Below are 14,046 nucleotides of genomic sequence, written 5' to 3'. Positions count from 1 at the left end.
TTCTGTCGCCCCGACTCAGGCGCGCCCTTCCACAGCGCAATTCTGCGCTTTGTGGAGGCGAATCATGCAGACGACTCCGAAGGGCCTTTCAGACGAGAAAGCTGCTCGAATGATCTTGGCGCTCAGGGCCGGACAGACCCTGAGAAAATTTGCGGTGAAGCCCGACCGTCTAGAGGCGTATTTTCTCGCGCATCCCGTGTATGCCGCGGAAGCGCGACCGCTCATCGCAGCGAACATGGCGGCGGCTTTCAGTCGCAAGGGTGCTCACCTCAGAGAAAAGACGCATTGCGTAAACGGTCACTCGCTTGCTGAGCACGGGCGCGTCGCCATGCACAAGGGCTGGATGACGCGGCAGTGTAGAGCTTGCGAAATCATGAGGTACAGGCGCGGCGGGGTGATCAAGCCCGAAGTGCTCGAAAAGGTCAAAGCGCGCCTAGCAGCAAACGCCTCATTGAACAGTTTCACTACCTCAGGTCGGAAGGAATACCTCGTTAGGTTCAATACACTCGCGAGGTACAGAAGGGAGAATCCCGAGTTCGATCGCTTCGTCATTGAGAAGACGAAGCGCAGCAACAGCCGCGGGCAAGTCCTCAGGTGGCAACGCGTCAGAAACTCGATCGTGCGCGAGGAGGAGAACGACTACTACAGAATCCGCGCCATGCTGCCCGCCAACCTTCCCGATAGGGATGATATCGTCAGTATGATCTTCGAGGATCTGCTGACCGGCGCGTTAAAGCGTGAGGACGTGAAGAGCCGCATTCGCGGGTACATCTCCGCCCACAATCGGACATTTGCAACCAAGTACCGAAAGTTCGGCGACAGCGCCTTGCTCTCCCTGGACGAAGCCTTGTTCGACGACAGCTCGGGTACCAGGGGCGACAACGTGAGCCGCGGCCTTTGGGACTAGCCCGGCGCGCCGCGAATAGAATGCTTAGTTCCTGCTTGTCCGCACCATCTCTGAAAGGAGCAACTTCGCGACGTTTTCCGGCGGCGTCCCTCCGACCTGGGTTGCCTTGGCTCCAAGTGACGACTGAACGTACACCACCGAGCGTTGAACGTAGTACGTCCCGTGGTGTGCAATGCCATCGATCGTCACGGTCACGGTTTTTACTGATGCTGGTCTAGTGTCTCTCATGGCGCTGATTCTCCGACCTCGGATATTTCGATCCAGCGGCCGGCCGAAAGCAATTCCCCGCAAGGGGGATGGATTTTTAAGCAAATCAGGAGCAGCATGGTCCGCGGGTGTAGCAACCCGGACCAGAGCTAGAGCCGCATTCCTTGGTCAGGAAATCACTCGTTTGGCGACGAGCGATGGCGGCTGAATTCAGATTGCCGGTTTTGCCGGTAATCGACGGACGCGCTTGGCGGCGCGGCTCCGACCCGAACCTTATTGCCTATTCGGATTCCGAGGGCAAGTGGCCGGGGGCGGACTGTGCTGTCCAGGGGAGAAATCCCTAAAAGCGTCCGACCCGTCGCTCTGGCGGGTTGCTACCCCCCGGCTGCCCTGTCCGTCTCGGGGCGCGGCTGTAGCAGGCCAACACAGAGCAACCAAAATGCAAGTAGAACAGAACGTTAGGGAAGTCCCTTTAGGCGGGCCAGCGGAGCCCCAGGAATCGTTCACCGCCCTCGCGGCTGCCGTACACCCCGCCTGGCATCAGGCCATCATACGACTCGCCAATGCCTCCGAGAGGGTTGCCTTCCGTCTCGAGGCGTTCATGGGGACGCCGATCGACGGCGGGATGGCGCGCCATGCCCGGGAGCTGGTCAAGGATCTGATCGATTTCCTCGACAGCCTGGAGGCCGACCCCGACCTCGAGCCGTCGTTCGGTGGCGTTGCCTACGGGTACGGAGCGCACGCCGACGAGTGCGAGCCGCCGGAGGACGCGGAGCCGTCCCTTGGCTCCCTGGATCGCGCTCTTGATCAGGTCCGCTGGGCGATGGGTGCTTGCGACGACGCCGAGCACGAGCACGACGGCCGCGAGTCCGAAGAGTTGGAGGATGATCCTGCAGAGAGCGGCATTGCCGATTGGGAGGGCCTGCTCGAGCAGGTAGGAATGCGGGACTGGACGCACACCACAATGGCCTAGGCCCTTCGGCCCGCCGGTTCACGCTGGCGGGCCCACATCCTTTGCCGACGACAGGTTCTCCGCGCGCGAAGAAGTAAGCGAGCGTAGTGCTTGTTCAGCTTGCTCCTTGGTCAGATTGGCCGCCCAAGCGGCCCCGATCACTGCTGGGCCTTTGCGTTCTCGATCGTAGACCATCCAACGCTTGGCTCCCATTCGAACGACATATCTGCTCTTCAACGGCGCTTCGTTAGTCAATGATGCACGCTCCCGTGGGCTCGCTCAATCGCAGCTAGCAGAGAGAGCATCCAACTAAGTAGCTTCATTTGCTTATGTGAATCGCGTCGGGAAAAAATGCTGAGTTCCTGCCAGGAACAGCCTCGCAATGTGCTGAAGCGAACAGAAGCTATGAGAGCACAGATTATGCTGGCAGTTGCTTGGCTCCCCCCAAGGTCCAAGCAAACCTCCAGCGGCCCCGGCCACCACCACCCAACGCCCCCCACCGCCGGGGCCGTCTTTCCTTTTGGTTCCCGGCAGTCCGCGCGGCCACTTGCCGCTGCCGAATTAACTTTTTTAATTTGAATTAATTTAAATAGCGCATTTAATACTCATCGAGGACGATCGCTGGCCGCTCGGCGGAGCGCGGAAGCTAGCAGAGGAGAGCTCGATGAAGATCACCTGGGGCGTTCTTTCCGCAGCAGCATTTGCGTTGACTCTGGCGATGACGACCGCGCCACCTGCATCGGCTTGCAACGGCAAAGGGAATTGCGACAGCGCACCCGGCCAAACGAGGGGAGCCCCCGGCCCAATTGCGGGTGCCGGACTTCCTATTCTCGCGATTGGGTACGGCGTGTACTGGCTGGTAAGACGGCGGCGGACTCGCTAGGTCCCCGCCCATAACCGCCGCTCCGCTCAACAACACCTAGACGGCGCATACGATAGTTTGCCGCTATCGCGCATCTCGGTGGCCATCGATCGCAAGCCGTGGGTCGCCCCGATCAAAGTCGGGTCGGACATCGGCGCCGCGGCTGCCGCAACCTACGCAGACGAAGCGCCGCTCGATATCAGACAGCCGCACCTCATTGGCCCAGCGGTCCGCGTCGAGGGCAACGTGATGGCCACAGTGGCAATAGACCAGAACGCCGCGCACGCCCATGGCTCGCATTTCGCCGAAGGTGATCTTCAGCGGCCGGCCATCAGAGTGGGTTGGGGTCTGGCGTCTAGGACGAGGCATCCCGCCATCCAAGCGCGCCGCTGGCGAGAGTCAAATTATCGAGTCCTAGCGGCTCCGAGCTTGCTCAAGCTACTGCCTCTCGTGGGTGAAGAAGCGCGCAAATAGCGCCCGCGCAGCGATCGCGATCCAGAAAATTGCGATGCCGGCGGCCACAATCAAGTCCGCGTCGACTGTACGTTGGTTTGTGCTTTGGGGCGCAAAAGCCGGAATAAGTACTTGATTTTGTTGATGTGTTGGCGGAGACGGAGGGATTCGAACCCTCGATAGGCCTTTACAAGCCTATAACGGTTTAGCAAACCGCCGCCTTCAGCCACTCGGCCACGTCTCCAATATGCCGGGTATGCCCGACACGGCGGCGAGCCGCAAGCGGCAGAATTGAGGTCGGCGGGTTCTTTTCACCTGAAAGCTGCCAGGCGGGCGGCTGCTCAGGCACGCGAAAGGATCCGCAGCGCGCGACCACCGATGCGTGCCGCCTTATGTATGTCTCCGCCTCGGGCGACCGGACCGCCGGATCGCCAATGCGAGGACGAGATCGGCACCGCCTCGCCGGCCAGACGTTGAACCAGACGCCGGATTGCGCCGGCATGGAAAGTCCGAGACCTTGATCTTGGACACACCGGCCTCGTGCAGCCGGCAGGGTTCCAGGTCATCAGGCGATCTGAATCGCAGCCCTGCCCCATGCTCAACCGGACGTACCCGTAAGGGCGGTTCCGGATGCGATTTTCCGCTCAGTGAGCGGAAACCCACGCCCTCGCCTCACGCTGCGCGGCCGAGATCTCGGCCTCCGACATCTGCCCGGCGACTTCCTGGCGCAGCGCGACGGCGTCCTTGCGGCCCTTCAGCGCGGCGAGGTTGAACCATTTATGCGCGGCGACGAGGTCGACGAGGCCGGAGCGGCCGCTCGCCCAGTACATCCCGCGTTCGAACAGCACGTCCGAGAGCGCGCTCGCGCCGATCGGCGTCGCCGTCTCCAGATCGAAAGTACCCTGAAACATGTCGCATCCCCTTTTTCTTATGCCGCCCCGTTTCCCCGAGCGCGGCTCCCGTCCAACTCTGATTTCGCATGATCCTTCCCGGAAAACCGGAAGACCACTTTTGCGCTGTTCAACTCATCCCCAAGGCTTTTGCCCATGCCGTTTGCCGGCTTGTGGAGCGATGATGGCGGGCAAATTTGAATGGCAGTTTAAGTATCGCGATGAAGCAGACGTAAACGCGAGCGCGCGGTGCTTGCGCACGGAATTCAAAAAGCGCCTGATTTGCAAGCACTTCTGCGCTTCGTCAGATTCGGTTTACCCTGCGATTTTGGGAGAACGATAACCATCGCGCAGGGTCGGACGCGCATTGTGGGGGTCCCGCGTGCCGCTTGCTGTCCTCGCCCGCGCAGGCGCGTGACCCGGTGTTCCGCCGATAGCAGTCATCAGTCGAGACGCCGCAGGTACTGGATCGCCCGGTCCAAGCCGGGCGATGACACCGCACACGTAGAACGGCGCTCGGGCTAGAGCAGACAGGCGACGTGGGCGCACGCCCCAGCCTTGCCCAAGGCAGGGCGAGCAAGCGCGCGGCCGCGTCGCAATCAGATCAGCAATGTCTGGGGAAAGGAATGCCGGCAATGCCCCGGCCTCAAGAGAACGAGGGCGTCGGCGAACACGTCAGGACCAGATTTCACGTTGGCGCGAAGGCCGCTTGTGAAATTGCGGAGCCCTTGAGGAGAACCGCACCGAACGAAGAAAACTCGTTTCTTCTGCCGGGCCGCAAGAGACGACCCGACCGTTGACCTGATGTCTCGCCGACACCCTCTATCGTCGACCAGAACCCTTAGGAGGCGCTGATGACGTGCCGGCTATCTAGAGCCGGCAACTTCAGAAGCGAAGTTACTTCTTCTTCTTCGCGACCTTGCGGGTCTTCTTCGCAGTCTTCTTCACTGCGCTCTTCGCCTTCTTCGCCTTCTTCGCTTTCTTGGCCATGTTGCCCTCCGATGTGTGAGATGGCTTTAATCGCTGCGTGCACTCGGGGATCGAATGCACTCATCCCGAATACACCAACACGAAGAAAAAAACAGCGTCTCGCTTAAAGAAGTGTTGACGACGCAACGCGCGTGCGCTTGGCGAGCGCGGCGCAAGCGCACTGCATTACATGTGCTTGCGATCGCAGAGAGTGGGCGCATCGTCGGCGTCTGCAACAGATGCGATTGCAGAAAAACACTATGCAGAAAGTATTTTTCTGCACACATGCATCGCGCATGATCGATGTGATGACGTGCCTCTTCGATCCCACGATTGCCGCGCGAAGGCGTTTCGCGGACTCTGAGTCGCGAGTTTTGGCAACGAAAAAATTTTCATGCTTAACGGCACGAAGGCCCGCCTGATCGTGTGCAAACCGCCGTTTTGCGCGAATCGCGTGCCTGCGATTCGGTCGCCGCATCGCTGTCGATGCGATGAAGTTCTGCCGCCGAGGATGCGCGCGAGCGCCGCACCGAGAGCCGACAACGAGGTGACGAAGCGTACTCGTCACCTCGTTCGAATGCGCGAGGCTAGACGCCGAGCTTGGACTTGAGCAGGTCGTTGACGCTCTGCGGGTTGGCCTTGCCGCCCGACGCCTTCATCACCTGGCCGACGAACCAGCCGAGCGACTGCGGCTTGTCCTTGACCTGCGCGGCCTTGTCGGGATTGGCCGCGATGATGTCGTCAACCACCTTTTCGATCGCCGAGAGGTCGGTGACCTGCTTCATGCCGCGGCTTTCCACCAGCGCGCGGGGGTCGCCGCCCTCCTGCCAGACGATCTCGAACAGATCCTTGGCGATCTTGCCTGAGATCGTGCCCTCGCCGATCAGGTCGATGATCGCGGCGAGTTGCTCGGCGTTGACGGGAGAGCCCGTAATATCCCGGCCTTCCTTGTTGAGACGGCCGAACAGCTCATTGATCACCCAGTTCGCCGCCATCTTGGCGTCGCGCGCGCGGTTGGCGAGCTTGTCGAGCACCGTCTCGTAGAACACCGCGCTCTCGCGCTCGGCGACCAGCACGCTCGCGTCATAGGCCGACAGGCCGAAGTCGGCGACGAAGCGCATCTTCTTCTTGTCCGGCAGCTCGGGCAGCTTCGCCTTCAGATCGTCGACGAACTCCTGGCTGAACTCCAGCGGCAGCAGGTCGGGATCGGGGAAGTAGCGGTAGTCATGCGCCTCTTCCTTGGACCGCATCGAGCGTGTCTCGCCCTTATTGGGGTCATAGAGCCGCGTCTCCTGCTCGATCGCGCCGCCGTCTTCCAAGATCTCGATCTGACGCCGCGCCTCGTACTCGATCGCCTGACCGATGAAGTTGATCGAGTTCATGTTCTTGATCTCGCAGCGGGTGCCGAGCGGACCGCCGGGCCGGCGTACCGAGACGTTGACATCGGCACGCAAGCTTCCCTTCTCCATGTCGCCGTCGCAGGTGCCGAGATAGCGCAGGATCGAGCGCAGCTTGGTCACATAGGCCTTGGCCTGCTCGGCATCGCGGATGTCGGGCTTGGAGACGATCTCCATCAGCGCCACGCCGCAGCGGTTGAGATCGACAAAGGACATGCTTGGCGACTGGTCATGCAGCAATTTGCCTGCATCCTGCTCCAGATGCAGCCGCTCGATGCCGATGGTGACGCTGCGGCCGCCGTCGAGCTCGATCAGCACCTCGCCCTCACCCACCACCGGCGATTTGTATTGGCTGATCTGGTAGCCTTGCGGCGAGTCCGGATAGAAATAGTTCTTGCGGTCAAACACCGAACGCAGATTGATCTTTGCGTTGAGGCCAAGCCCGGTCCGGACAGCCTGCCTGACGCATTCTTCGTTGATGACGGGCAGCATGCCCGGCATCGCGGCGTCGACCAGCGACACGTGGCTGTTCGGCTCCCCGCCGAATGTGGTCGAGGCGCCCGAGAACAGTTTTGAGTTCGAGATCACCTGGGCATGGATCTCCATGCCGATGACCATCTCCCAATCGCCGGTGGCGCCCTTGAGAAGCTTGTGCGTGGCCGTGCTCATGTCTTGCTCCCAAGCAGCGTGGCAGCGATCCGCTCCCACTCTGCTTCCAATGAATCCTTTGCCGCGGGCTGACCGGCCTGGCGGTACCAGTAGCCAGCATTGCCGAGATCACCTTCGACGCGGTGCAGATACGCATGCACCCACGCCGCCTCGCGGCTGCTCTCGTCCTGGACTATTCTGTGTGCGCGCTCCCAGTCGCCCTTGGCCGCCCACCAGAGGCCGGCGAGCGACGCGTTCAATTCCGGCGCAGGCGCCGCGCCGTCAAGGCTCGCGATGAACGCGGCGACATTCACCACCACCTCGCGGGCCTGAAGCGGCCGGCAGCCTGCTCGATCACCTCGCCGAGCGAGAACAGCGTCTCTTCGTCGAAGGGACGGCCGATCAGTTGCAAGCCGAGCGGCAGGCCCTGCGCGTCCTTGCCGGCGGGCACGGCGATGCCGGGCAGGCCCGCCATGTTCACGGTCACCGTGAAGATGTCGTTGAGGTACATCTCGACCGGATCGGCGCCGCCCTTCTCGCCGATGCCAAAGGCAGCCGACGGCGTCGCCGGCGTCAGGATGGCATCCACGCCTTTGGTGAAGCAGTCCTCGAAGTCCTTCTTGATCAGCGTACGTACTTTTTGCGCCCGCAGGTAATAGGCGTCGTAATAGCCGGCCGAGAGCACATAGGTGCCGATCATGACGCGGCGCTTCACCTCTGCGCCAAAGCCCTCGGCCCGGGTGTTTTCGTACAGCTCGATGATGTTCCTGCCCTGCTCGCGCAGGCCGTAGCGCACACCGTCATAGCGCGCGAGGTTGGAGGACGCCTCTGCCGGCGCCACGATGTAATAGGCCGGCAGCGCATATTTGGTGTGCGGCAGCGACACCTCGACAAGCTCGGCGCCGGCGCTCCTGAGCCAGTCCGCGCCCGCGCTCCAGAGTTTCTCGATCTCGGCCGGCATGCCGTCGAGACGATACTCCCTGGGGATGCCGATCTTCATGCCCTTCACGGACTTGCCGATCGCAGCCTCGTAGTCCGGCACGGGGATGTCGACCGAGGTCGTATCCTTCGGATCGTGCCCGGCCATCGAGCGCAGCAGCATCGCGGCATCGCGCACACTGCGCGCGATCGGGCCGGCCTGGTCGAGCGAGGAGGCAAAGGCGACGATGCCCCAGCGCGAGCAGCGGCCATAGGTCGGCTTGATGCCGACGGTCGCGGTGAACGCGGCCGGCTGGCGGATCGAGCCGCCGGTGTCGGTCGCGGTCGCGCCCATGCAGAGCAGCGCCGCTACGGCCGAGGCCGAACCGCCGGACGAGCCGCCCGGCACCAGCGTTGCGTTCGAACCGTCGCGCCGCCAGGGATTGCCGACCGGGCCGAAGCACGAGGTCTCGTTCGACGAACCCATCGCGAACTCGTCATTGTTGAGCTTGCCGAGCAACACCGCGCCGTCGCGCCAGAGCTGCGACGTCACGGTCGATTCGTAGGTCGGCACGAAATTGTCGAGGATCTTCGAGCACGCTGTGGTGCGCACGCCCTTGGTCGCGAACAGATCCTTGATCCCGAGCGGGATGCCGGCGAGCGGACCGGCGTCGCCCCTGGCGATTCTGGCGTCCGCCTCGCGCGCCATGCTGCGCGCCTGGTCCGGCGTCTCCATGACGAAGGCATTGAGCACGCGCGCAGCTTCGATCGCGGAAAGATGCGCATCGGTCAGCTCGAGCGACGTGAAAGTCTTGTCGGCGAGACCCTTGCGGGCCGCGGCGAGCGTCAGCGATGTCAAATCGGTCATTTATTGATCGGGCTACAGAAGAACGGAGACAGGGTCTTGTCGTTGGCCGGGTCGTCTTTTTTGGCGGCTGCTTTTGCGGCGGCCTCGATCTCGTCGAGCACGGCATTGACGGCGACGTCGGGATCGGCAGCCTTGCCCTGCCGCTCCATCTTGTCGAGATAGGTCATGTAGGCCTGATAGGCCTTCTCATCGTCGCAAAGCAGACACATCGGACCACGTCCTAAAAGTTACTCGACGACCTTCGGCACCTGGAAAAAGTGACCTTCGGTCGCGGGCGCGTTGGCAACGATATCATCGGCGATCCCGCCGTCCGTGACGACGTCCTGCCGTTTCTTCATCTGCATCGGCGTGACCGAGGTCATCGGCTCCACGCCCTCGACATTGACCTCCGAGAGCTGCTCGACGAAGGCGAGCATGGCGTTGAGTTCGCCCTGCAAATGCGGAACCTCGTCCTCGGAAACCGCAATGCGCGCCAGATGCGCGATGCGGCGGACGGTCGTGGCGTCGACGGACATTATATAAGGCCTCTCACGGCAAAACCTATGTGCCGTATAGCAGAGGCCGGTTTTGCGCCGCAACCGGCGCTTCCCACCTATCCAGCGAGCGCTTTCATGCGAGCTAGCGCCGATTTGGCGAGATCGCGGGTCAATTCGGCCGCGGGGACGTCCCGGCCGAGGGCCACGGCCTGCCCAGCCCAGAGATTGGTGAAATCCACCCTCCCCTGCTTTTCGGCAGCCGCTTTCAGGGGCCCGAGCGCGGTCGCAGCATGGGGAAAGGGAGGTGCATCCGGCGAGATCGGGCCAGCCTCGCGCATCAGCCGGTTCTGGACACCGCGCGCCGGACGACCGGTCATGACATTGGTGATGACAGTGGATTCGTCGCCCGCCTCGGCGAGGGCCTTGCGGCCTCCCGCCGTGACCTTGGATTCAGGACAGCGCAGATAGGCGCTGCCGATCTGCACACCGGATGCACCGAGCGCAAAGGCCGCGGCAATGCCGCGCCCATCCGCAATACCGCCGCAGGCGATCACCGGCACCTTCACGGCATCGACGACCTGCGGCACCAGCGCAAAGGTGCCGGGCTGCTCCGCGATCTTGTCGGTCAGGAACATGCCGCGATGACCGCCCGCCTCCGCGCCTTGCGCGATGATGGCGTCGACGCCGCGCTGCTCGAGCCAGACCGCTTCCTTCACCGTGGTGGCCGATGAGATCACGAGGCAGCCGGCTGCCTTCACACGCTTGAGCAGAGTTTGCTCCGGCAAGCCGAAGTGAAAGCTGACGACTTCCGGCTTCAGCTCCTCGACGACCTCACAGAAGGCCGCGTCGAACGGCGCACGGTTCGCCGCAGCGATCGGCGCCGCCGGATCAAGACCGTGCTCGGTGTAATAGCCCGCGAGCCGCTGCTTCCAGCGTGCCTCGGCCTCGGTCGTGAGTTCGACCGGCGTGTGGCAGAAAAAGTTCAGATTGACCGGCGCCTTCACGCTCTGGCGGATGAGACCAACCTGCTCGCGCGCCTTCTCCGGCGAGATCATCGCGCAAGGCAGCGACCCCAGCGCCCCGCCCCGCGCGGCCGCAATCACCAGCTCTGTATCCATCACGCCCGCCATCGGCGCTAGCACGATCGGGAATTCGATCTTGAAGAGATCGATCAGTCGACGGTCAGGCCACATGGTGTGTCTCTTTCTCGTTTTTGCTTACCCTCCCCTGGAGGGGGAGGGTGAAGAATTCTGCGCCGCGACTATCGAATTCCGCCGGCCCTCCAGCAACTGCTCCGCCTCAAGCGCAATCCGCTCGACGATCTCCGCGGCGGACGGAATGTCATGGATCAGTCCGACCGCCTCGCCGGCAAAAACCGCCGCGATCTCGAAATTGCCCGCGGCCTTCGCCGCAGCATACTCCACGGCGACCTCGCTTGCGCGCTGCATCAACTCGATCTCGCGGCCGGTCCAGCGCTTGATGTGATCATTGACCAGCGAGCGCGCGGTGAACGGCGCCGGCCAGAACAGATTTCGCGACCAGTCGAAGACGACGCCGCGCACGGTATTATTGCTGTCGGCGTCACGAATGCGCCGCTTCGCTTCCTCCGCGCCATTGGCCTCCACGCTCGCATAAAAGCGCGTGCCGATCAGCACGCCGGATGCGCCCAGCATCAACATTGCAGCGAGACCCCGGCCATCCGCGATACCGCCGGCCGCAACGACCGGCACGCGCCCTGCCGCGAGATCGACGATCGCAGGCACGATGTCGATCGTAGTGCGCGATGCGCCATGGCCGCCAGCCTCGGTACCCTGTGCGATCAGGATGTCCGCGCCAGCATCGAGCGCCTGCTTCGCCATGTCCTCACTCTGCACCTGGCAGATCAATCGCGCGCCGCCCGCCTTGATGCGCGGCGCGAACGGCGCGGGATCGCCAAACGACAGCATGATGGCCTGCGGCTGGGCGTCCAACGCAATGTCGAGGAGCTCCGGCTGTTTTGCCAGGCTCCAGGTGATGAAGCCGACACCGAACGGCGCAAGACCCTTCAGCTCCTTGGTTTCGGCCTCCAGCCGGGCCCGGTCGCCGTAGCCACCACCCAAGATTCCGAAGCCGCCGGCACCGCTGACGGCACGGATCAACCGGCTGCCTGCAATGGTGTCCATGGGAGCCGACAGAATGGGATGCTTGATCCCCAGAAGCTCGGTCAGTGGCGTGGCGATCGGCATGCGTCCTCCCACTCTGGACAGGAACACTAGCCGCGAATAGCATTCTCTAAAATTGAATTCTAGAGAACGCTGCCATCTCAAATGCGGAACGATGCCATGGAACTCAGTGATCTCCAGACCTTTGCCGTGGTCGCCCGTACCGGCGGCATCACGCGCGCCGCCGAAGAGCTCAATACCGTGCAGTCCAACGTCACGCAGCGCGTCAAGGCGCTGGAAGCCGAGATCGGCACGCCGCTGTTCGAACGTCACAGCCGCGGCATGACGCTGACCGGTGCCGGCAAACGCCTCCTGCCCTATGCGCAAAAAATGGCGGCGCTCTCGCGTGAAGCCGTGCTCGCCGCGCAAGATGACGGTGAGCCGAAGGGACCGCTCGCGATTGGATCGATGGAGACCACCGCGGCCGTGCGGCTGCCGCCCGTGCTGGCGGATTTCCACCGCCGTTTTCCTGCCGTGCGCCTTTCTCTGCGCACCGCGCCGACCGCAGACCTCGTCGCCGCCGTGCTCGACGGCTCGCTCGACGGCGCCTTCGTCGCGGGTCCCATCGCGCATGCCGAGCTCATTGCGACGAGCGCCTTCCGCGAAGAGCTGGTGCTGGTCAGCGCGCGGCGCTGGGCTTCGTTGGCCGAGCTGCGCGCCGGCACGCCGGAGCCCGGCCCGACGGCGCTGGTGTTCCGCACCGGCTGCACCTACCGCCAACGGCTCGAGCAGGTGTTCGTCGAGTTCGGCTGGCCGTCGGCGGCGCGCTTCGAGCTCGGCACGCTGGATGGCATGATCGGCTGCGTCGCTGCCGACATGGGCGTGACGCTGCTGCCGCGCATTGTGGTCGAACGCAGCGCGATGAACGGAAGCGTGTCGATCCACGCGCTGGGCGCCTCGCACGCCCGCGCCGAAACGCTTTTCATCCAGCGCTGCGCCGGACACCAAACCAGCGCGCTCTCCGGTTTTGCCGCGTGCCTGACGAAGGATGACGACGTCATCGCGGCCTGACGCGGCGCAATTCGTTCCACCGCGCGAAATTCGCTGTCACAACTCTGTCGCACCTGAATTCGTCGTGCCCTGCGGATGCCGTGCTCGGCCGTCGCAGCGCAATACGTCGAAAAGTTTGAAGCGTCCGACTGTTCTGCGTTACGATGCGTCACTGGCCGGCGCGAAACCATAACGAAGCCAAAACATCGGGAGGACTATCAATGCGCAATACCCTCGTGTTGTGCTGTGTCGCTGCGTTGTCGGCGATAACAGGAACTGCAAGTGCACAGGACTGGACCAAATCAAAATGGGGTCCGAACGACGAGATCGGCGCCGCCAACTACATGACACCCGAACTCGTGGTGAAAGCCGCCTCACTGGTGAAGACCGGCAAGACCTATGCCCTCGGCATTCCCGTCACGCCGCAGACACCAGCCTATCCGCCGCGCGCGTTCAAGCTGACCATTGTGCAGCCCGGACAAGCCGGCAGCCCGGGTCTCGGTCCTAACAAGGCGACCTATAACGACGACATCCTCGACACCTGGGTCGGCATCGGCAGCCAGCTCGACGGGCTCGGCCATCTCGGCATCGAGCACGTCTTACAACGGCAACAAGCTCGCCGATTTCGCCGATCCTAACGGGTTGAAGAAGCTCGGCATCGAGAAGGTGCCGCCGATGGTCACCCGTGGCGTCCTGCTCGACATGGCCGCTTATTTCAAGACCGACGTGGTGAAGGAAGGCACCGCCTTCAACGTCAAGGAGATCGAGGAGGCCGCCAAGCAGCAGAACGTCGAAATCCGTCAGGGCGACGTCGTCATCTTCCACACCGGCTGGCTCAGCCTGATCGGCAAGGACGATAAACGCTATTCGGCCGCCGAGCCCGGCCTCGGTGTCGAGGGTGCGAAGTACCTGACCGGCAAGGGCGTCGTCGCGGTTGGCGCCGACACCTGGGGTCTCGAGGTGCTGCCGTTCGAATCCAAGAACGTGTTTGAGGTACACCAGATCCTGCTCGCGATGAACGGGACCTACATCCTGGAGAACATGGACACGGCTGCGCTTGCCCGGGACAAGGGCTACGAATTCCTGTTCGTACTTGGCCAGCCGCGCTGGACCGGCGGCGTACAGGCGATGATCAATCCGATCGCGATCCGCTGACGCCTGTAACGGGCCTAGAGCATGATCCGGAAAAGTTGCGGCGGTTTTCCGAAGAGATCATGCTCAACAAAAACCCAAAGCGCGATGGCAATTCATCCTAATCTCCTCGCGTTTTGGCCGAAGCCGGGTGAGGGTCCTTCAGCGTCTCTGTAG

11 protein-coding genes, 1 tRNA gene and 1 pseudogene are annotated in these 14,046 nt (G+C 62.8%); 4 read left to right on the top strand and 9 right to left on the bottom strand.

The features are described 5' to 3' along the window. Positions 1–64 precede the first annotated feature (64 nt). Both IVB01_RS11870 and IVB01_RS11865 read left to right on the top strand, forming a co-directional pair. Positions 65–907: a hypothetical protein gene (locus tag IVB01_RS11870; RefSeq protein ID WP_247494535.1), complete on the top strand. Its 843-nt coding sequence runs from the start codon at positions 65–67 to the stop codon at positions 905–907. An 808-nt stretch (positions 908–1,715) separates the two neighbouring features. Further along, the gene (locus tag IVB01_RS11865) at positions 1,716–2,087 is read left to right on the top strand and encodes a hypothetical protein (RefSeq protein ID WP_247494534.1); all 372 of its coding nucleotides are present in this window, start codon (positions 1,716–1,718) and stop codon (positions 2,085–2,087) included. Positions 2,088–3,531: 1,444 nt separating this feature from the next. On the opposite strand, the gene IVB01_RS11855 is transcribed toward IVB01_RS11865, so the two are convergent. The 9 genes from IVB01_RS11855 to IVB01_RS11815 all read right to left on the bottom strand — a co-directional run bounded on the left by IVB01_RS11855 (position 3,532) and on the right by IVB01_RS11815 (position 11,772). Next, positions 3,532–3,625, bottom strand: a tRNA-Ser gene (locus tag IVB01_RS11855). A 400-nt stretch (positions 3,626–4,025) separates the two neighbouring features. Then, entirely contained in the window at positions 4,026–4,292 is a 267-nt protein-coding gene (locus IVB01_RS11850) for a hypothetical protein (protein WP_247277033.1), read from the bottom strand. Positions 4,293–5,827: 1,535 nt separating this feature from the next. After that, positions 5,828–7,306, bottom strand: coding sequence for an Asp-tRNA(Asn)/Glu-tRNA(Gln) amidotransferase subunit GatB (gene gatB, locus IVB01_RS11845; RefSeq protein ID WP_247420665.1), 1,479 nt, complete (start codon positions 7,304–7,306; stop codon positions 5,828–5,830). After that, positions 7,303–7,605 (bottom strand): hypothetical protein, encoded by a 303-nt coding sequence (locus IVB01_RS11840; protein WP_247277031.1) that lies wholly within the window; start codon positions 7,603–7,605, stop codon positions 7,303–7,305. Before IVB01_RS11840 ends, gatB begins: the two co-directional genes overlap by 4 nt. Further along, positions 7,596–9,071 (bottom strand): Asp-tRNA(Asn)/Glu-tRNA(Gln) amidotransferase subunit GatA, encoded by a 1,476-nt coding sequence (gene gatA / locus IVB01_RS11835; RefSeq protein WP_247420662.1) that lies wholly within the window; start codon positions 9,069–9,071, stop codon positions 7,596–7,598. The genes IVB01_RS11840 and gatA overlap by 10 nt, the downstream gene beginning before the upstream one ends. After that, positions 9,068–9,280, bottom strand: coding sequence for a hypothetical protein (locus tag IVB01_RS11830; RefSeq protein WP_247277029.1), 213 nt, complete (start codon positions 9,278–9,280; stop codon positions 9,068–9,070). The genes gatA and IVB01_RS11830 overlap by 4 nt, the downstream gene beginning before the upstream one ends. Before the next feature lie 18 nt (positions 9,281–9,298). After that, positions 9,299–9,586, bottom strand: a complete 288-nt coding sequence (gatC, locus tag IVB01_RS11825; protein WP_247277028.1) for an Asp-tRNA(Asn)/Glu-tRNA(Gln) amidotransferase subunit GatC — start codon at positions 9,584–9,586, stop codon at positions 9,299–9,301. A 77-nt stretch (positions 9,587–9,663) separates the two neighbouring features. Then, positions 9,664–10,740: a nitronate monooxygenase family protein gene (locus tag IVB01_RS11820; protein WP_247277027.1), complete on the bottom strand. Its 1,077-nt coding sequence runs from the start codon at positions 10,738–10,740 to the stop codon at positions 9,664–9,666. A 24-nt stretch (positions 10,741–10,764) separates the two neighbouring features. After that, on the bottom strand, positions 10,765–11,772 hold the full coding sequence (locus tag IVB01_RS11815; protein WP_247277026.1) for a nitronate monooxygenase: 1,008 nt from the start codon (positions 11,770–11,772) through the stop codon (positions 10,765–10,767). 96 nt (positions 11,773–11,868) lie between these two features. Here IVB01_RS11815 and IVB01_RS11810 point away from each other — a divergent pair, with 96 nt between their 5' ends. Both IVB01_RS11810 and IVB01_RS35685 read left to right on the top strand, forming a co-directional pair. After that, positions 11,869–12,759, top strand: coding sequence for a LysR family transcriptional regulator (locus IVB01_RS11810; protein ID WP_247277025.1), 891 nt, complete (start codon positions 11,869–11,871; stop codon positions 12,757–12,759). A 200-nt stretch (positions 12,760–12,959) separates the two neighbouring features. Beyond that, positions 12,960–13,893: pseudogene (locus IVB01_RS35685) on the top strand (cyclase family protein). The last annotated feature ends 153 nt before the right edge of the window (positions 13,894–14,046 follow it).

The organism is Bradyrhizobium sp. 164 (genome assembly GCF_023073715.1).
Lineage (GTDB): Bacteria > Pseudomonadota > Alphaproteobacteria > Rhizobiales > Xanthobacteraceae > Bradyrhizobium.
The sequence above is the reverse complement of the archived record's forward strand: the minus strand, read 5'-3'. Positions and strand labels throughout refer to the sequence as shown.